Source organism: Actinoplanes italicus, assembly GCF_003001815.1.
Classification (GTDB): Bacteria; Actinomycetota; Actinomycetes; order Mycobacteriales; family Micromonosporaceae; genus Actinoplanes; species Actinoplanes italicus.
Genome location: NZ_PVMZ01000003.1, coordinates 1 through 18,518 on the forward strand (window position 1 = coordinate 1; position 18,518 = coordinate 18,518).

Consider the following 18,518-nt stretch of genomic DNA (forward strand, 5'->3'; position numbering starts at 1 on the left):
AACGCCCGGTTACATTCCGAACCCGGTAGCTAAGCCCTCCAGCGCCGATGGTACTGCACTCGGGAGGGTGTGGGAGAGTAGGACGCCGCCGGACTCAACGTTAAGAAAGGCCCACCCCACACGGGGTGGGCCTTTCTGCATTTCCGGGCCCGTTATTGTTCCGTTACCGTCAGTGGAGAACTGAAGTGCTGGCGCCGGCATCGCAACATGTATCTGACTGGTTGCGGAGGTGCGGCGATGCGCGGCGTTATCACGGTTCTGATCATGGCTGGCGGAGTCGGCCTGGTCGGCGGCTGTTCGGGCCCGCTGCAGGTGGCGGGTGAGGCAGCGCCTGAGGGCGTCGTCTCTCGCAGTCCCTCGGTGAGAGCCTCCTCCGCTGCGACCGTTCCGACTGCTCCATCGCCCTCGCCGAGTTCGGCACCTTCAGCGTCTCAGCGGACGCCGTCGGTGGGTGAGGACGGTAAAAGCGGCTCCGGACTCGTGCTCGGTCCCACCGGACTCGGTGAGCTGCGGATCGGGATGACCCGCAAGAAGGCCGTGGCGACCGGCGGGCTCGGGGCGGTGTCGGACGGTGACTGCGGATCGGCGAATTTGAAAGCCGCTGAGTCGGGTGCCTATCAGGTGGTCTTCTCCGAAGCTGAGGGCCTGATCTACATTCCGGCCTTCGGTGACGTCGCCACTCCTGAGGGGATCCGGCTGGGTAGTACGCCGACACGGGTGCAGCGGGCCTATCCGGACTTCGCCGCCAGGGACGACGCCAATGGGCTCGACAACCGCACCGGGACCGGATTGGCTTACTCCGGCTTCAACGACGAATTTCCGGACGTCCACTATCGGTTCGGCTTCAAGAACGGCAAGCTCACCGAGCTGGCGATCGTGGGTGAGGGCCACGGCTGCGGCGAGTGAGCGAAGGCTGTTCGCGAAGACCGGCACGTGGGTTCACGAGGCCGCGCCAGGAGGAAGCCGGCACCTGTGGTGAACGGTGAGGCTGAGCCAGGAGGAAGCCAGCACCGTGTGGGTGGTGGACGGTGGGGCTGTGCCAGGAAGAAGCCAGCACCGTGTGTGTGGTGGGCGAGGGCTGTGCCAGGAGGAAACCGGGACCGGTGGGCGAGGGCTGTGCCAGGTGGATGCCGACACGCTTGAGTGGTGAGCGAGGCTGTGCCGGTGGGAGCCAGGACACCGCGGCGTGGGTGCGGTGTGAGGGGTGGTCAGATGCGGGTCTGGGCGGCGGCTCGGATCTCGCGCATCAGGGTGGCCGCCTCGGACTCGGTGCGGTTCGGGAACATGGCCAGGGCCAGGCTGCCGTGGTCGGCCCAGCCGCAGACGGTCATGTCGCCGTCCTCCTGAGATTTGGCCACACCGCACTTCATGGTGCCGCCGAACTCGCCGGGGTCGACCTCCTTCAGGCCGCTCACGGTACTCTGCTCGTCGTTGACCAGCCCGAAAGCGGAATCCAGATCGCTGTCCGGCGACCAGAGCAGCGTGGTGCCGCCGAAGAACAGCACCGACTTCTCGTCGCCGCCGCTGTAGACGGCGCCGACCGCCTTGTCCATCTGGATCTCGGCGTTGAGGGCTGACTGCAGGTAGTCGGCGGTGGAGGTGGCCTGCTCGCTGTCGTCGAGGGTCAGCGCGCCGATCTTCGCGGGCGTGGAGAGGGTGGTCTGGCGCTGCGAGTTCACCTGCCAGCCGAACCAGGCCAGGGCCCCGGCGCCGGCCAGGGCCACCACGAGCAGGCTCGCCAGCACGATGGTGCGGGCCGTCCGGGCCTGCGGAGCGGCGGGGGCCTCCGGCTCGTCGTGGCCGGTGAGGCTGAACGCGCTGTCACCGTCGTCGGTCGCGCTGAGTTCGAACGGGATCTCGGCGCCGGTCGCTATGGGTGAACTCGGATCTGACCCGTCGTGTGCTGCCGGGACGGCGGGTTCCGGCGCCTCCTCCGCTGGGGCGGGTGAGGCGGGAGAAGGCGTGTGCTGACCGCGGTCCGACATCAGGCGAGCGTATCTCGCGGAGGCGACGGGGATACCTCTCCCGTGTGGCGATCACGCGGCCGTGACCTCGGCTGAACCTGGTGAACCGCGGTTGGGTGGTGCGATTTCGGCCTGCCGGGTACAACTCCGTAGACTTGTCGGGTGACCGATGCGACCGAAACCCGTACCCCCGACAGCCGGCCCACCGGTGGCCTCTCCGCCCAGTACCAGCCGGGCGAGGTAGAGCAGCGGCGGTACGAGCGTTGGGTATCGGAGGGTTACTTCACCGCGGACCCGAAGAGTGACAAGCCGCCCTTCACCATCGTGATCCCGCCGCCGAACGTGACGGGGTCGCTGCACGTGGGCCACGCCCTCGACCACACGATCCAGGACACCCTCGTCCGGCTCAAGCGGATGCAGGGTTTCGAGGTGCTGTGGCTGCCCGGCATGGACCACGCCGGCATCGCCACCCAGAACGTGGTGGAGCGGCAGCTCGCCGCGCAGCAGCTGTCCCGGCACGACCTGGGCCGTGAGGCGTTCGTCGAGCGGGTCTGGGAGTGGAAGGCCGAGTCCGGCGGCAAGATCCTCGGGCAGATGCGGCGGCTCGGCGACTCCGTCGACTGGTCCCGCGAGCGGTTCACCATGGACGAGGGCCTCTCCCGGGCCGTGCAGACGATCTTCAAGCGGATGTACGACGACGGGCTGATCTACCGGGCCAACCGGATCATCAACTGGTGCCCGCGCTGTCTGACCGCGCTCAGCGACATCGAGGTGGAGCACACCGAGGACGAGGGCGAGCTCGTCTCGATCCGCTACGGCGAGGGGGAGAACTCGATCGTCGTCGCCACCACGCGTGCCGAGACGATGCTCGGTGACACCGCGGTGGCCGTGCACCCCGACGACGAGCGCTACAAGCACCTGGTCGGCACCGAGGTCGAGCTTCCGCTCACCGGCCGGCGCATCCCGATCGTGGCCGACGAGCACGTCGATCCGTCCTTCGGGACCGGCGCCGTGAAGGTGACACCCGCTCACGACCCCAACGACTTCGAGATCGGCCAGCGGCACGGGCTGCCGAGCCCGGCCATCATGGACGAGCGCGCGATCATCACCGTACCCGGCCCGTTCGAAGGTCTTGATCGTTATGAGGCGCGTCCGGCGATCGTCGCCGCGCTGCGTGAAGAGGGCCGGATCGTCGCTGAGAAGCGGCCCTACCTGCACTCGGTGGGTCACTGCTCGCGGTGCAAGACGACCGTCGAGCCGCGGCTGTCGCTGCAGTGGTTCGTCAACACCAAGCCGCTCGCGCAGGCCGCCGGTGACGCGGTCCGGGACGGCCGGGTCAAGATCGAGCCGGTGGAGCTGTCCAAGCGCTACTTCGCCTGGGTCGACAACATGCACGACTGGTGCATCTCGCGTCAGCTGTGGTGGGGCCACCGGATCCCGGTGTGGTACGGCCCGGCCGGCGAGATCGTCTGCGTCGGGCCGGACGAGCAGCCGCCGTCCGGTGAGGGCTGGACTCAGGACGAGGACGTCCTCGACACCTGGTTCTCCTCGGGCCTGTGGCCGTTCTCCACGCTGGGCTGGCCGGAGCAGACCGCAGACCTGGAGAAGTTCTACCCGACCAGCGTGCTGGTGACCGGTTACGACATCCTGTTCTTCTGGGTCGCCCGGATGATGATGTTCGGCCTGTACGCGATGGACGGCAAGCAGCCGTTCGATGTGGTCAATCTCCACGGCATGGTCCGCGACCAGTTCGGCAAGAAGATGTCGAAGTCGTTCGGTAACGTCGTCGACCCGCTGGACTGGATCGAGCGGTACGGCGCCGACGCCACCCGCTTCACGCTGGCCCGCGGCGCCAACCCCGGCTCCGACGTGCCGATCAGCGAGGAGTGGTGCCAGGGCTCGCGCAACTTCTGCAACAAGCTGTGGAACGCGACCCGGTTCGCCCTGATGAACGGGGCCACCGTCGACGGGCCGCTGCCTGCGCAGTCGGAGCTCTCCGCGATCGACAGGTGGATCCTGTCGCGGCTCCAGCACGTGACGGCCGAGGTCGACGGCTACTTCGCGGCGTACGAGTACGCGAAGGTCTGTGACGCCCTCTACCACTTCGCGTGGGACGACGTCTGCGACTGGTACCTGGAGCTGAGCAAGCCGGTCCTCGCCGAGGGCAGCGCGGCCACACAACGGGTCCTCGGACACGTGCTCGACCAGCTGCTGCGTCTGCTGCACCCGGTCATCCCGTTCGTCACCGAGGAGCTGTGGATCGCGCTCACCGGCGGCGAGACCGTGATGACCGCCCCGTGGCCCACCGTCGACCGGGCGCTGATCGACGACGCCGCCGAGGACGAACTGGCCGCCCTGCAGAAGGTGGTCACCGAGGTGCGCCGGTTCCGTGCCGACCAGGGCCTCAAACCGGGCCAGCGGGTCACCGCCGCGCTGACCGGCCTCGGCAACGTCGGCATCGACGCGCACGAGACGCTGATCCGTTCGCTGGCCCGCCTCGACGCGCCCGGCGCCGACTTCGCCACCACCGCGACCCTCGCGGTGACCGGCGGGATCACCGTCGACCTGGACACCCGCGGCGCCATCGACGTGGCCGCCGAGCGGGCCCGCCTGGAGAAGGACCGGGCCGCCGCCGAGAAGGAGGCCACACAGTGCCGGGCCAAGCTCGGCAACGAGGCCTTCGTCGGCAAGGCTCCGGAGGCCGTGGTCGCGAAGATCAAGGACCGGCTCGCCGCCGCCGAGGCGGATCTGGTCCGGATCGCCGCCGCCCTCGAGGCTCTTCCGGCGTCATGAGCAGCGAATACGCAGAGGTGGAAGCCGCGCTGAACGAGCGCGGCTTCACCCGCATGGTTTTCGACATGCAGAAGATCCGTGATCTGGTGGACGTTCTGGGCAGCCCGCAGCGGGCCTACCCGGCCATCCACCTGACCGGCACGAACGGCAAGACCAGCACGGCCCGGATGATCGACGCGCTGCTGCAGGCGCACGGGCTGCACACCGGCCGCTACACGAGCCCGCACCTGGAGACGGTCCGCGAGCGGATCAGCCTGGACGGCGAGCCGATCTCCGAGGAGCGCTTCGTCGCCACCTACAACGACGTGGCGCCGGTGGCCGAGCTGATCGACGCCCGCAACCCGGAGCCGCTGACCTACTTCGACATGACGACGGCCATGGCGTACGCGGCGTTCGCCGATGCTCCTGTCGACATCGCGGTCGTCGAGGTCGGGCTCGGCGGCGAGGAGGACGCCACCAACGTCATCGAGGCGGGCGTGTGCGTGCTCACCCCGATCGGGCTCGACCACACCGAGTGGCTCGGCGACACGATCGAGGACATCGCCTGGCACAAGGTCGGCATCATTCACCACGGGGCCACCGTGGTCACGGCGCTGCAGACCGAGGAGGCCATGCGGCCGATCCTCGAGCGCTGCGCGGACATGGGCGCCACCCTGGCCCGGGAGGGCAACGAGTTCGGCGTCATCGAGCGTCACCAGGCGGTCGGTGGGCAGCTGCTCAGCCTGCAGGGGCTCGGCGGCGCGTACCACGAGATCTTCCTGCCGCTCTTCGGCGCCCACCAGGCTCAGAACGCCGCGATCGCGCTCGCCGCGGTCGAAGCGTTCCTCGGCGCGGGCCCCGGCAAGCAGCTCGAAGCCGACCTGGTCCGTGAGGGCTTCGCGCGGGTCGACTCGCCCGGCCGGCTCGAACGGATCCGCAGCGCGCCGACCATCCTGCTCGACGGCGCGCACAACCCGCACGGCATGGCCGCCACGGTCGCCGCGCTGGAGGAGGAGTTCACCTTCCGGCACCTGGTGGCGGTGCTGTCCGTGCTCGGCGACAAGGACGTGACCGGCCTGCTCGAACTCCTCGAGCCGGTCGTCGCCCGGATCGTCGTCACTCAGAACAGCTCGCCACGCGCTCTGCCGGCCGTCGAGCTCGGCCGGCTGGCGATCGAGGTCTTCGGCGAGGACCGTGTGACCGTCGCCTCGGACATGCCGGACGCCATCGAGGAGGCGGTCGTCCAGGCCGAGGAGGACTCGTCCGGCGAGCTGAGCGGCGTCGGCGTGCTGATCACCGGGTCGGTGGTCACCGTGGCCGACGCCCGGAAGCTGCTCAAACGATGAGTGCACCGGACGACGACGCGATGCCGGCGGAGGGTGCGCCGGCTGCCGCGCCACGGCCTTCGGGCCTCAAGAACCCTCAGGCTGCGGTACGGGGACTCGGCGCCGGGACATTGGCGCTCGAGGTGATCGTGCTGCTCCTGACGGTCGCTCCGCTGGCCGTGCTGGCGGGCGACCGTCGCGGACCGGCGATCACGGCGGTGCTCGTCGCGACGGTCCTGGCGATCGGGCTGGCCGGGTGCATGAAGCACAGCTGGGCCTGGACCGCCGGCGCGGTGCTCCAGGGACTGCTGATCCTGGGCGGGTTCCTGCACTGGACGGTCGCGGCGGTCGGCGTGATCTTCGGGCTGACGTGGGCGTACGCCATGCACGTCCGCCGCAGCATCCTCGGCTGACGCCACCCACGGCGGCCACACCCGTGGCGGGTCAGTGAATGGCCCGCCACTGGGTGATGGCGATGTTGTGGTTGTCCGGGTCGCGGAACGTGGCCGACCACAGTTCGAGCTTGTCGCCGCGGTTCACCGGGCGGGGGGAGTGGACGAACTTGACGCCCTTCTCCCGTAGTTCCGAGTGGACCGCTTCGATGTCGCCGACCTCCAGGTTCAAATAGATCAGACGGCCCGCCTCGGCCGACAGGTTGTGCACGGTCCGCAGCACCAGGCGGGTGTCGCCCGAGGCCAGGACCGCGCTGCCGTCGCCGCTGTCGATCTCGTGGAAGCCGAGCACGTCCCGGTAGAACTTGGTCGACCGTTCCAGGTCGGTGACGAGCACCGTGATGCCGACGCCGTGGATCGAACCGGCCGCGGCCGGCCGGGCACTCGGGTATCCGGTGATCACGTCGCCCGCGTGCTCGTCGGGCCGGGCGTTCAGGTCGCCCCACGGGCCGGTGCGTTGCTGTTCCTCGCCCGGCGCCGGTACGTCGTCCAGGTGCGAGGTGGGGAAGGCGTCGGGGGATACGGCGGCGCGGCCGACGGCCACCCCGAGGATGCCGTCGCGCAGAGCTGACGGGCGCGGCATCTCCTGCTCGTCCGGCGGCTGCTCATTGCCCGGCCGCGGTTGGCTGGCCGGGCGCTCCCCGGTCGGCCTGGGTTCGTTGACCTGGCGCTGTTCGCTGACCGGTGGGGCGATGATGCCGTCCGCGCGGGCGGCAGCCGCCTGCGGCCGGGTCTCGGGTGCGGGCTCGGGGTTCCCGGCGATCGGCAGGTCGTGGTTGCGTATCTGGAAGTCCGGGCCGAGCGGGATGTCGATCTGGTCGATTCCGGGCCGGGGCGTGGCCGGTTGCGGTGCGGCCGGTGGCGGTGCGCTCGGGAACGGCCGGTCGGATTGCGGTGCGGCCGGTGGCGGTGCGCTCGGGAACGGCCGGTCGGGTCGCGGTGCGGCCGGGGGCGCCGACACCGGTGACGGCGCGGCGGCCGACGACGACGGGGTGCGCTCCGGGCGGGGGCGCGGGTCCTCGGCGATGGTGGGCTCGTCACCCGGTTGCATGAAGAACCGGGTCCGGCTGCCGAGCGGACGGGTCTCCACGTTCGGTGGCACCGCAGCCTGGCCGGTGGGCGGGGCCCAGCGTTCCTCGGCCGACGCGGGCCGGGGCGCTGGCGCCGGCTGGGGCCCTGAGGTGGGTTGGGGCGCTGGTGCCGGGTAGGACGCCGAGGCCTGCCGGGGCGACGGTGCCGACTGGCCGGTCGAGCCTTGCCAGGACTCCGGCGCCGGTTGCGCTGCCGAGGCGGGCCGCGGCGCCGGCTGGTCTGCCGAGGTCGGTCGCGGTGCCGGTGTCGGCTGGTCTGCCGAGGTGGGCCGGGGCGTCGGAGTGGGCTGAGCCGTCGGAGTGGGCTGAGCCGTGGGGGCCGGCGGCGGGGTCGCCTGCGGAGGCCGGGCCCAGATCTGCTGCTCGCGTGTGCCGCTGTCAGCACGGGCCGCGCGGGACGGCGGTGGCGGTGGCGGGGCGGCCGCCTGGCTGGACCGGGCGACCGGTGGCGGTGGCGGCGCCGGCGCGTCGGCGGGGCGGGCGACCGGCGGTGGCGGTGGCGGTGGTCCCGAGACCCGCCCGGTACCCGCCGAGGACCGGCCGGCGGGCGAGACCGGGTCGATCGGTGCGCGGCGGCCGGCGGGCGAGACCGGGTCGATCGGTGCGCGGCGGCCGGCGGGGGAGACGGGGTCGATCGGTGCGCGGCGGGCGGCGGGGGAGACGGGGTCGATCGGTGCGCGGCGGCCGGCGGGGGAGACGGGGTCGGCCGTCGACCGGCGATCAGCGTCGGGTGCGGAGTCCGGCTCTGCGGACGTTGTGCGGCGGTCGTCGGAGGACTGCTGCTCGGAACGGGGGGCGGCCGGGGCCGCGGCGGCCGCTGTCGTCGTTGCTCCGGCTGTGGGGGCCGTGGGTGGGCCGTCCAGGTCCAGGTCCAGGTCGATGTCGGCGGCCGGGTCGGTGCGGAACTCCGGGGGAGTGCGCTGCGCCGGGGGCACCGTGGTGGCGGCGGTGGCGGTGGTGGTGGTTGCGGTCGCGGTCGCGCTCGGTGAGGCTTGGGCCGTACCGGCTGAAGGGTCTGTTTCGAACGTCGCGGTGGCCGAACCGCTTCGCGGGCGTGGGCTTGGACGCGAACCCGGCGGGCGGCCGGCGGCCGAGGCGGACGGGGATCGTGAGCCGCCCGCCGGACCGGGATCCGGGTCTGCCTCCGTCATGACCGCGGTCGGAGCGGGAGCGCTGTGGTTGACCGTCTCCGTGGGACCGCCGAAGGTCTCCGCGGAAGCAGCGCCGTGCGAAGCGGAACCGTGGGGAGCGGGGCTGTGGGGAGCGGAATCGGGCGAACGCCAAGGGGAGCCGGGCGGGTCCTCGTCGTGGTCCGGATCGGGTTCCTGCTGGCCGGACGGCTCGGCGGGCTCCTCCGGGTCGGCGCTGTCCTGGTCGAAGCGGTGGGCGCTGCCGGCCCGGCGGGGCAGCGGAGCGGGTTCCTCGTCGGTGCCGACCACGTGGCCCTCGACGATCGTGCCGGTCGGGGTGTCGCGGACCACGACGGGAGTGGCCGTACGGGCGTATCCGGTCGAGGCGCCGCGGGAGCCGGACGAGGGTGACACCGGCTCGGCCTCGACGTCCCAGTCGTCCTGACGGCCCTGCCAGGGGGCCTCGTCGACGCCGCCGAACACCTCGTCGTCGAGGTCGTCCGCCTCGGCGCGGGCGGCCGGGGGAGGCGGGGGCGGCAGGTCGTCGCCCCCGCGGCTCGACGGGGCGTCGCGCCAGCTGACGCGGACCCGCCGGGTGTCGTCGACGTCGACCGTGATGGGCACGGTGGCGCCGGGCTCGGGCCACTTCTCGACCGGGACGCGGGGCTCACGGACCGTCGTCTCGAAGGCGCCGAGGCCGGGGGCCACCACGATCATCTGGATGGTGGCCCGCCCGTAGGCGCCGGCGACCGGCGGCGGAGTGATCGACCGCACCTCGGCGTTGCCGGCCACGGTGGCCCGGCCACCCCGGCGCTGCACCGGCATGAAGGCCACCGCTATGGCTATTGCCAGGACCGCGAGGCCGAAGAACGCGACCGGTGAACTCGACATGCCGAGACCGAGTGCGATCACGAAGAACGCAATCGTGCCGATGATCCACGCCACCAGCTTTCGCGCCGGGGCGATGGGTCGGCCGGTCTGGTTCGCCACTGTGGACCTCCCGGTAGTCCCCGTCAGGTTATGACCCGGCGGTGCGTCCGCGAAAGTGCGCCGGTCCGGACATCACCGCTCGCCCCGTCAGCGGTACCGATAGGCTGAACTCCCGCGTGTCGGCCTGCCCTGCTGTGTCGGCCGGTAGTCGTTACGGAGGAACTGCGTGTCCAGCACCACCGAGCGTTCGCTCGTCCTGATCAAGCCCGACGCGGTCCGCCGCGGGCTGCTCGGCGAGATTCTGTCCCGTTTCGAGCGTAAGGGCCTGATCGTCGAAGCGCTGGAGTTGCGCACGATGGACGCGTCGCTCGCCGACGCGCACTACGCCGAGCACGTCGACAAGGCGTTCTACCCGCCGCTGAAGGACTTCATGACGAGCGGGCCGCTGGCCGCGCTGGTGCTCTCCGGCGACTCGGTGATCGAGGTGGTCCGCGCGATGATCGGCGCGACCGACGGCCGCAAGGCGGCCGCCGGCACGATCCGCGGTGATCTGGCTCTTTCCAACCGGGAGAACCTGGTGCACGCTTCCGACTCGCCGGAGAGCGCCGAGCGTGAGCTGGCCCTCTGGTTCCCCAAGATCTAGAGAGTGTCGAGGCTGGCCCGGCGACGGGATTCGGCTTCGAAGAACTTGAGCAGGATCGCGGCCACCACCGCGTAAACGGCTCCGACCAGGAGTTCCTGCCCGATCGCCGGCGCGGCCGCATCAAGGCCGCGTCCGGCGGCGAGCATCCGTGCCGCCTCCGCCGCGTGGGTGACGGGCAGACCCTGCCCGACGGTCACCATCCACTGCGGCAGGTTGCCGGGCGGCACGTTCACCCCGGTCAGCAGCAGGAGCAGGGCCACCGCGACGTTCGAGATCACGAAGACGTCGCGGAACCGCAGGCCCAGCGCGCCGAGCGTGAGCCCGAAGAAGCCGCAGGCCAGTGAGCCGGCGGCCATCGCCAGCGCGAGACCGGGCACGGCGGCGAGCGGGATGCGCAGGCCCAGCATCAGCGACGCCACGGTCAGGGTGAAGATCGAGATCAAGAGCCCGTTCCCGGCGTACGGCAGAACGCGCCCCCAGAAGATGGCGGTGCGGCTGCGCGGCGACAGCAGCACGTGCCCCAGGGTGCCGAAGCGTCGTTCGTTGGCGACCGCCATGGTCCCGCCGAACACACGCCAGGGAGGCGGTCAGCACCGCGTTGCCGACCAGGAAGAACTGGTCGTCGCCGACACGCAGCTGCCGTCCCAGGTAGGCGAAGAAGAGCAGCTGGAACAGCGGCCCGATGAACAGGGTGCCGACGAAGAGCGCCGGGCGGGTCCAGTTGAACAGGGCTCGGTAGGCGATCACGCCGCCGACCGTCACCAGTCGCAGCCCGCTCATGCGAGCGCCAGCGTCGCGGTGACACGGGCACGCCGCTCGACCACGGTCAGGGCCGCGGCGCCGAGTCCGAGGCAGATGCCGCTGATCGCCAGGCACATCGCGACCGACGGCCAGACCGGCCCGCCGGCGGTCGCCTCGTGCAGGGCTCGGGCGCCCCAGGTGGTGGGCAGCACGGCGGCGATCGGCCCGGTCCAGGTGGGCAGCACGGTCAGCGGCACGAGCATGCCGGAGACCAGCCACACCGGATACTCCAGGACGTTGGCGAGCGCGTTGGCGTTGCGCATCAGCACGAACGTGGACGCCAGCAGCAGCCCGAACATGCCGAGCGCGACGATGCAGACGACCGCGGCGATCGGGAAGGCGACGGGGTGCGCGAAGTCGAGCCGGATGCCGAACAGGATCCGGCCCCAGATCAGGGTGGCCAGCAGGGAGTAGGTGCCGGTGATCCCGGTGGCGATGGTCAGCGGGAGGATCACCACGACCGGCCGCCGTGGCGCCATCATGATCATTTCGAGGGTGCCCTGCCAGCGCTGGTTCTGGATGGCGCCGCCGGAGCCGAACAGGACCGACGACCACACCCCCATCAGCCCGGCGCCGACCGCGGCCTGCAGCAGGCGGTCCTGCTCTCCGCCGGAGCGGAACAGGTAGACCGCGAGCACGGCCTGCACCACCGGCACGACCAGCGAGATCGCGATCTCGAAGGGGGACCGGCTGAGGTGCTTGGCGTGCATCAGCGTGCCGACCAGGAGCATGCGCAGCGTCCTCATGAGGCGTTCACGATCGTCACGTACGCGTCCTCCAGCGTCGGTTCCCGGCTGTCCACCCGGCCCAGGCGGATCCCGGCCAGCTCGCGCAGCACGTCGCCCTGCACGTCCACGTGCGCGTCCGACTGCACGGTCAGCACCTGCAACGAACCTCTGGTCTCCACGGCCGTCTCCCGTACGCCCGGCAGGTCCCGCAGGGCGGCCAGCGCGGTGTCCGGCACCCCGTACGCCTCCACCTCGACGACCCGGCGCCCGTCGGCCCGGCTCCGCAGCTCGGCCGGGGTGCCGAGCGCCTGGATCCGGCCGTCGGCGATCACCGCGATCCGGTCGCACAGCTCGTCGGCCTCGGCCATGTAGTGCGTGGTCAGCAGGACCGTGGTGCCGGTGGCGGCCAGGTCGGCCACCGTCTGGCGCAGCTCGCGGGCGGCGACCGGGTCGACCCCGATCGACGGCTCGTCGAGGAACAGCACCTCCGGCGAGTGCAGCAGCCCACGGGCGATGTGCAGGCGCTGCCGCATGCCCCGCGAGTAGCCCTCGACCCGTTCCTGTTCCCGGCCGGAGAGCCGGACCAGGTCGAGCAGCTCGGCGATGCGCCTTTTCTGCTCACGCGCCGGGACACCGTACAGCTCGGCGAAGTAACGCAGATTGTCCAGCGCGGAGAGGCGGTCGTAGAGGCCACGGTCGCCGCCGAACACGTACCCGATCCGCCGTCGCACTTCCCGGGTTTGTCCTTCGACGTCGAAACCGCAGATCCGGGCCTTGCCGCCGGTCGGGATGAGCAGGGTGTTGAGCATCTTGATGGTGGTGGTCTTGCCGGCGCCGTTCGGCCCGAGCAGGCCGAACAGCTCACCGCGGCGGACCGTGAAGTCCACTCCGCGGACCGCGTCGACCGTGGTGAGGCGTGGCCGCAGCCAGCCGGTACGGGAGCGGTAGGAGCGGCGCAGACCCTCCGCCTCGATGGCGTAGTCGCTTTCCATGCTCCGGAACCTAGAGAACGCCGCCGATGTCAGGAAACGAATTCGGCGCGGGCCGAATCCTCACCGAGCAGGTTCACGAGAGCCAGACCGGCCGGTTCCAGGCCGTACAGGACCCGGCGCCCGGCTCGCCGCCGGTGCACCACCCCGGCCGCCTGCAGATGGGCCAGGTGCTCGGAGACGGTGCTCATCGCCAGGCCGAGCGTCGCCGCCAGCCCGGTGGTCGTCGACGGCGTGGCCAGCGCGCGCAGCACGGTGGCCCGGCCCCGGCCGATGAGCAGGGCGAGCCGGTCGTCCGGCGCCGGGGCGGGACTGTCGGCGAGCAGCGCCGCCCCGCGGGACTGGTAGGTGACCATCTGCGTGCCGGGATCGTCGGTCGAGCACAGCATCCCGCCGCGCGAGAAGATCAGCGGCACCAGCAGGACCCGGCTGCCGGTCACCGTGAAACCGGCGTCCAGCCGCTTGATCAGGGTCAGGACCGGCCGCTCCCAGATGATCCGCTCGTGCAGCCGGGAGAGCAGCGCGTCCGGGCCGTCGGCGGCCAGCGCCCGGGCCCGGAGCAGCACCTCCTCGTCCAGCGCGGCCCGCATGGCCGGCCAGCGTGGTGCCAGCGCTGCGGCCCACCAGGTGGCGAGGCCGTCGGCGAGCCGGTCGAGTGCCGCCTCCCGGTCGTCACGGAACGGGCGCAGGTGCTCCGGCAGCCGGCCGTCCGGGTGATGGGTGGCGAACTGGCCCTCGATCACCTCGGCCGGGGTCCGCCGCAGCAGCTCCAGCTGCTCCTCGATGGTCGGCGCCGCGCTCGTGGGCATCGGTGCCACGAAGTCCGGCATGCGCCGGGGCAGGTGGAGGTAGAGCTGAGCCGGGGCGGGCAGCGGGATGTCCCGGGCCCGGCGCACCCAGTCGGCGAACGGCCACGGCAACCCGGCCGGATCGCGGGCCACCAGCCAGAGACTGCAGACCGTCTCCAGCAGCGGGCTGATCGCGATCCGGGTACGCGAGAGCGTCGGCTCGTCGAGCTCGATCCGGATCACGGGGTGCAGTGTAGGCGCGCCGTGGTAATGCGGATGAGGGAATCAGGGGGCGGCCGGTATCGTTGACGGCACGCAGGCTTTGAACCGGCCATCACCGGGGAGCCTCCGGAAGAACGGGCGCAAGCCCCAGTAGAACCGGGCGGACACCGGACCGCGCAGGTCATCCGGCGAATGAGCGGGCGGGTCTCCACGAACCGTCAAGCGAGGTGGTACCGCGGGCCCGATCGGGCTCGTCCTCGCAGTCACGTCATGTGAACTGCTTGAGGGGAACACCAGATGGCCTACCCGAAACACACCGACGCCACCGGCGTACCGGCGAGTCCGGACCTGCCGGCGGTCGAGCGTGCCGTCCTCGACCACTGGACGGCCGACAAGACGTTCGAAGCCTCCGTCGAGCTCCGCCCGGCCGGGGAGAACGGCTCGAACGAGTACGTCTTCTACGACGGCCCGCCGTTCGCCAACGGCCTGCCGCACTACGGGCACCTGTTCACCGGTTACGTGAAGGACCTGGTCCCGCGTTACCAGACGATGCGGGGCAAGCGGGTCGAGCGCCGGTTCGGCTGGGACACCCACGGCCTGCCGGCCGAGGTCGAGGCCGAGAAGCAGCTCGGCATCACGTCCAAGGCACAGATCGTCGACCTGGGCATCGACAAGTTCAACGAGGCCTGCCGGACGTCGGTGCTCGCCTACACCAAGGACTGGGAGCGGTACGTCACGCGCCAGGCCCGGTGGGTGGACTTCCAGAACGACTACAAGACCCTCGACCCGGAGTACATGGAGTCGGTCATGTGGGCGTTCAAGACGCTGCATGAGAAGGGCCTGGTGTACGAGGGGTTCCGCGTCCTGGCGTACTGCTTCCGGTGCGAGACCCCGCTGTCCAACACCGAGACCCGGATGGACGACGTGTACCGGGACCGGACCGACCCGGCGCTGACCGTCAAGTTCCGTCTGGAGACGGGCGAGGACATCGCGGTGTGGACGACCACGCCGTGGACCCTGCCGTCGAACCTGGCGCTCGCGGTCGGCCCGGACATCGACTACGCGGTTCTGTCCGATGAGAGCGGACAGAAGCTCCTCGTGGGTGCGGGTCGCGTGGGCGCCTACGCGAAGGAACTGGACGGCTACGAGCAGGTCGGCGTCGTCAAAGGCGCCGACCTGGTCGGGCGCCGCTACACCCCGCTGTTCGACTTCCTGGTCGAGGCCGGTGGGGAGAACGCCTTCCAGGTGCTCGGCGCCGACTTCGTGACCACCGAGGACGGCACCGGCGTCGTCCACATGGCCCCGGCCTTCGGTGAGGACGACCAGAACGCCTGCAACGCGGCCGGGATCCCGACCGTGGTGACCGTCGACGACCACACCCGCTTCACCTCGCTGGTCCCGGATTACCAGGGCCTGCAGGTCTTCGACGCCAACAAGCCGGTGATCGCCACGCTGAAGGAGCGCGGCGTCGTGCTGCGCCACGACGGGTACACGCACTCGTACCCGCACTGCTGGCGCTGCGACACCCCGCTCGTCTACAAGGCGGTGTCGTCCTGGTTCGTCGCGGTGTCGACGTTCCGCGACCGGATGGTCCAGCTCAACCAGCAGATCAACTGGACGCCGGCGCACATCAAGGACGGCTCGTTCGGCAAGTGGCTGGCCAACGCCCGCGACTGGTCGATCTCCCGGAACCGGTTCTGGGGTTCGCCGATCCCGGTGTGGAAGTCGGACGACCCGCAGTACCCGCGCGTAGACGTGTACGGGTCCTACGAGGAGCTGGAGCGCGACTTCGGTGTCAAGGTGACCGACCTGCACCGGCCGTACGTGGATCAGCTGACCCGGCCCAACCCGGACGACCCGACCGGCCAGTCGACCATGCGCCGGGTCCCCGAGGTGCTGGACTGCTGGTTCGAGTCCGGATCGATGCCGTTCGCCCAGGTGCACTACCCGTTCGAGAACAAGGACTGGTTCGAGCACCACTACCCGGGTGACTTCATCGTCGAGTACATCGGGCAGACCCGCGGCTGGTTCTACACCATGCACGTGCTGGCCACGGCGCTGTTCGACCGGCCCGCGTTCCGCAACTGCCTGAGCCACGGCATCCTGCTGGGCGAGGACGGCCGGAAGATGTCGAAGTCGCTGCGTAACTACCCGGACGTGTACCGGGTGTTCGACTCGTACGGGTCGGACGCGATGCGCTGGATGCTGATGTCGTCGCCGGTGCTCCGGGGCGGGGACATGCCGGTCACCGAGCCGGCGATCCGCGACTCGGTGCGCCAGGTGCTGCTGCCGCTGTGGAACGTCTGGTACTTCTTCAGCCTGTACGCGAACGCGTCCGACTATGAAGCCAAGACCCGGACGGACAGCACCCACCTGCTCGACCGCTACGTGCTCGCCAAGACCGGTGAGCTGGTCGCGGACGTGCAGCGGCAGATGGACGACTACGACATCTCGGGTGCCGCGGCCAGCATCAGGTCCTACCTCGACGCACTGACCAACTGGTACGTGCGCCGCTCGCGGGACCGCTTCTGGGCCGGCGACGAGGACGCCTTCGACACCCTGGCCACCGTGCTGGAGACCCTCACCCGGGTGGTGGCGCCACTCGCGCCGCTGACCGCCGAGGAGATCTGGCGCGGCCTGACCGGCGGCCGTTCGGTGCATCTGACCGACTGGCCCTCGGCGGACGCGTTCCCGGCCGACCACGAGCTGGTCGCGTCGATGGACGCGATCCGGGACGTGGCGTCGGCGGCGCTGTCGCTGCGCAAGGCGAAGGGCCTGCGGGTCCGGCTGCCGCTCGCGTCGGCGACGGTTGCCACTCCGCAGGGCGCGGCGCTGGCCGGGCTCGGTGACCTGCTCAAGGACGAGGTCAACGTCAAGGACGTGGTCTTCACCGACGACGTGGCCGCGTACTGCCAGCAGGTCCTCACCGTCGTCCCGCGGGCGCTCGGCCCCCGGGTCGGCAAGCAGGTCCAGCAGGTGATCAAGGCGGTGAAGAGCGGCGACTGGGAGCTCGTCGACGGTGCTCCGGTCGCGGCCGGTGTGACCCTCGCCGAGGGCGAGTACGAGCTGAAGCTGGTCGCGGCCGACGTGGAGAACTCCGCGCCGCTGCCGGCCGGCGGTGGTGTCGTGGTCCTCGACACGGTCGTCACCGGGGAACTGGCCACCGAGGGCCTGGCACGCGACGTGATCCGGGTCGTGCAGCAGGCCCGCCGCGACGCCGACCTGGACGTCAGCGACCGGATCGCGCTCGTCCTGTCGGCCTCGCCGGCGGTCCGGGCGGCGGTCGAGGCGTTCCAGGACTTCGTCGCCGGTGAGACTCTCGCCACTTCGGTGGAGTTCGCCGAGGTGACCGAGGGGTTCGCGGGCGAGGTCGGCGACGGCGAGCAGGTCTCCGTGAGCGTGACGGTCGCCTGATTTCACCCGATCGGCCCGGATGTTCGCCTTCAGTCGGTGAACGTCCGGGCCGGTCCAAGGTCACTGGGTACATCCGGGCCACTGTCAGCTAACCTCACAGCACCACCCGCCCCACGCGTCCCGGAGGACGAGTTGCCCCTGCTCTACTCGATCGCCAAAGCCACGGTCGGCACGGCCCTCAGCATCGGCTGGCGTCCGCACGTCGAAGGCATCGAGCACATCCCGCGCACCGGCGGCGCGATCTTCGCGGGCAACCACCTCTCCGTCGCCGACGAACTCCTCCTCGGCACGGTGGTGCCCCGCCACCTGGCGTTCTGGGCCAAGTCCGACTACTTCACCGGCACCGGCATCAAGGGCTTCCTCAACCGCCAGCTGATGCACGGCCTCGGTGCCATCCGGGTCGAACGCGAAGGCGGCCGGGCCGCGCTCACCGCCTTCGACGCCGCCATCCCGGCGCTGCGCGAGGGCGAGCTCATCGCGGTGTACCCCGAGGGCACCAGGTCGCCCGACGGCCGCCTCTACCGCGGCCGAACCGGAGTCGCCCGGCTCGCGGTCGCTGCCGGGGTCCCGATCATCCCGGTCGGCGTCGCCGGCACCGACAAGGTCCAGCCGATCGGCCGTCTGGTGCCCAAGCTCGAGCGCGGCGTGATCACGGTCAAGTTCGGCAAGCCGATCGAGACGGTCGGGCGCTCGGACGACCGCACCGCTCTGCGCGAGCTCACCGATTACGTGATGGCCGAGATCCAGAAGCTCACCGGGCAGGAGTACATCCCGCGTTACGCCCCTAAACGCGACGAATAAGACCTTTCTTTCGTACGCGCTCCGCCGCGGGACAACCGCAATGGCGTGGTCCCGTGGCTACACCGCGGCGTGGCTGCCCGCTCCCGGCCTTGACGCGGGCGCCGGGGCGTATGCGGTGCCCACCGTGAGCCCTGTTCCGGGCCGGTGATGCGCCCGGTTCCACCCGGCCGGGGATCGCGAGCCGTACGTGGGCGCGCTCATGGTGGTTACCGACCCGGGGTACGGCTGGCGGGCGCCGGCCTCTTCCCGGGGTACGGCTGGCGGACGCCGGCCTCTTCCGCTGATGCCTGACCCTCGTCAGGCGCACACGTAGTTGCACCGTGCGAATCCTCCGTTGCTCCCGCAACGGTTTCGGCACACGGAGGCACAGCGTGTGGCCGGGGTGTCGTTGACAGCGACGGCCAGCGCACACGCGCAGCCCTACCGTGCGACCAGATCGCCGCTCCCGAGCCTGGCCCGTCCGCAGGC

13 protein-coding genes and 1 rRNA gene are annotated in these 18,518 nt (G+C 70.9%); 8 read left to right on the plus strand and 6 right to left on the minus strand.

Features of this window, described 5'->3' with window-relative positions:
• Both rrf and CLV67_RS07665 read left to right on the plus strand, forming a co-directional pair.
• Nucleotides 1-94: ribosomal RNA gene (gene rrf, locus CLV67_RS07660) — 5S ribosomal RNA — on the plus strand; the annotation flags it as partial.
• A gap of 353 nt (nt 95-447) precedes the next feature.
• Nucleotides 448-906 (plus strand): hypothetical protein, encoded by a 459-nt coding sequence (locus CLV67_RS07665; protein WP_146169008.1) that lies wholly within the window; start codon nt 448-450, stop codon nt 904-906.
• 302 nt (nt 907-1,208) lie between these two features.
• On the opposite strand, the gene CLV67_RS07670 is transcribed toward CLV67_RS07665, so the two are convergent.
• Nucleotides 1,209-1,985 carry a hypothetical protein gene (locus tag CLV67_RS07670; RefSeq protein ID WP_106316489.1) on the minus strand — a complete coding sequence of 259 codons (777 nt, stop codon included), beginning with the start codon at nt 1,983-1,985 and terminating at the stop codon, nt 1,209-1,211.
• 141 nt (nt 1,986-2,126) lie between these two features.
• Here CLV67_RS07670 and CLV67_RS07675 point away from each other — a divergent pair, with 141 nt between their 5' ends.
• Genes CLV67_RS07675 through CLV67_RS07685 form a run of 3 tightly spaced genes read left to right on the plus strand, consistent with a single transcriptional unit; the run spans nt 2,127 to nt 6,474 of the window.
• Nucleotides 2,127-4,757: a valine--tRNA ligase gene (locus tag CLV67_RS07675; protein WP_106316490.1), complete on the plus strand. Its 2,631-nt coding sequence runs from the start codon at nt 2,127-2,129 to the stop codon at nt 4,755-4,757.
• A complete protein-coding gene (locus CLV67_RS07680; RefSeq protein WP_106316491.1) occupies nt 4,754-6,082 on the plus strand; it encodes a bifunctional folylpolyglutamate synthase/dihydrofolate synthase in 1,329 nt (442 codons plus the stop codon). The genes CLV67_RS07675 and CLV67_RS07680 overlap by 4 nt, the downstream gene beginning before the upstream one ends.
• The gene (locus tag CLV67_RS07685) at nt 6,079-6,474 is read left to right on the plus strand and encodes a DUF4233 domain-containing protein (RefSeq protein ID WP_106316492.1); all 396 of its coding nucleotides are present in this window, start codon (nt 6,079-6,081) and stop codon (nt 6,472-6,474) included. The genes CLV67_RS07680 and CLV67_RS07685 overlap by 4 nt, the downstream gene beginning before the upstream one ends.
• Before the next feature lie 31 nt (nt 6,475-6,505).
• On the opposite strand, the gene CLV67_RS54695 is transcribed toward CLV67_RS07685, so the two are convergent.
• Complete coding sequence (locus CLV67_RS54695; protein WP_239166228.1) at nt 6,506-9,724, minus strand: VOC family protein; 3,219 nt, start codon at nt 9,722-9,724, stop codon at nt 6,506-6,508.
• A 166-nt stretch (nt 9,725-9,890) separates the two neighbouring features.
• Here CLV67_RS54695 and ndk point away from each other — a divergent pair, with 166 nt between their 5' ends.
• On the plus strand, nt 9,891-10,307 hold the full coding sequence (gene ndk, locus CLV67_RS07700) for a nucleoside-diphosphate kinase (RefSeq protein WP_106316494.1): 417 nt from the start codon (nt 9,891-9,893) through the stop codon (nt 10,305-10,307).
• Here ndk and CLV67_RS07705 read toward each other — a convergent pair.
• The 4 genes from CLV67_RS07705 to CLV67_RS07720 all read right to left on the minus strand — a co-directional run bounded on the left by CLV67_RS07705 (nt 10,304) and on the right by CLV67_RS07720 (nt 13,856).
• Nucleotides 10,304-10,864: an ABC transporter permease gene (locus CLV67_RS07705; RefSeq protein ID WP_239166229.1), complete on the minus strand. Its 561-nt coding sequence runs from the start codon at nt 10,862-10,864 to the stop codon at nt 10,304-10,306. The two genes, ndk and CLV67_RS07705, sit on opposite strands and share 4 nt — an antisense overlap.
• Nucleotides 10,865-11,083: 219 nt before the next feature.
• Nucleotides 11,084-11,854, minus strand: coding sequence for an ABC transporter permease (locus tag CLV67_RS07710; protein ID WP_170153776.1), 771 nt, complete (start codon nt 11,852-11,854; stop codon nt 11,084-11,086).
• Nucleotides 11,851-12,828, minus strand: coding sequence for an ABC transporter ATP-binding protein (locus tag CLV67_RS07715; RefSeq protein WP_106316495.1), 978 nt, complete (start codon nt 12,826-12,828; stop codon nt 11,851-11,853). The genes CLV67_RS07710 and CLV67_RS07715 overlap by 4 nt, the downstream gene beginning before the upstream one ends.
• Nucleotides 12,829-12,857: 29 nt before the next feature.
• A complete protein-coding gene (locus tag CLV67_RS07720) occupies nt 12,858-13,856 on the minus strand; it encodes a helix-turn-helix domain-containing protein (protein WP_106316496.1) in 999 nt (332 codons plus the stop codon).
• A 276-nt stretch (nt 13,857-14,132) separates the two neighbouring features.
• Here CLV67_RS07720 and ileS point away from each other — a divergent pair, with 276 nt between their 5' ends.
• Both ileS and CLV67_RS07730 read left to right on the plus strand, forming a co-directional pair.
• The gene (gene ileS, locus CLV67_RS07725; protein ID WP_106316497.1) at nt 14,133-17,249 is read left to right on the plus strand and encodes an isoleucine--tRNA ligase; all 3,117 of its coding nucleotides are present in this window, start codon (nt 14,133-14,135) and stop codon (nt 17,247-17,249) included.
• A gap of 132 nt (nt 17,250-17,381) precedes the next feature.
• Nucleotides 17,382-18,050 carry a lysophospholipid acyltransferase family protein gene (locus tag CLV67_RS07730; RefSeq protein WP_106316498.1) on the plus strand — a complete coding sequence of 223 codons (669 nt, stop codon included), beginning with the start codon at nt 17,382-17,384 and terminating at the stop codon, nt 18,048-18,050.
• The last annotated feature ends 468 nt before the right edge of the window (nt 18,051-18,518 follow it).

Excerpts from the sequence above, each read along its gene's own strand:
- CLV67_RS07670 (WP_106316489.1), bottom strand. The coding sequence starts at position 1,985 with ATGTCGGACCGCGGTCAGCACACGCCTTCTCCCGCCTCACCCGCCCCA.
- CLV67_RS07680 (WP_106316491.1), top strand. The coding sequence starts at position 4,754 with ATGAGCAGCGAATACGCAGAGGTGGAAGCCGCGCTGAACGAGCGCGGC.
- CLV67_RS07705 (WP_239166229.1), bottom strand. The coding sequence starts at position 10,864 with ATGGCGGTCGCCAACGAACGACGCTTCGGCACCCTGGGGCACGTGCTG.
- CLV67_RS07710 (WP_170153776.1), bottom strand. The coding sequence starts at position 11,854 with ATGAGGACGCTGCGCATGCTCCTGGTCGGCACGCTGATGCACGCCAAG.
- ileS (WP_106316497.1), top strand. The coding sequence starts at position 14,133 with ATGGCCTACCCGAAACACACCGACGCCACCGGCGTACCGGCGAGTCCG.
- CLV67_RS07685 (WP_106316492.1), top strand. The coding sequence starts at position 6,079 with ATGAGTGCACCGGACGACGACGCGATGCCGGCGGAGGGTGCGCCGGCT.
- CLV67_RS07715 (WP_106316495.1), bottom strand. The coding sequence starts at position 12,828 with ATGGAAAGCGACTACGCCATCGAGGCGGAGGGTCTGCGCCGCTCCTAC.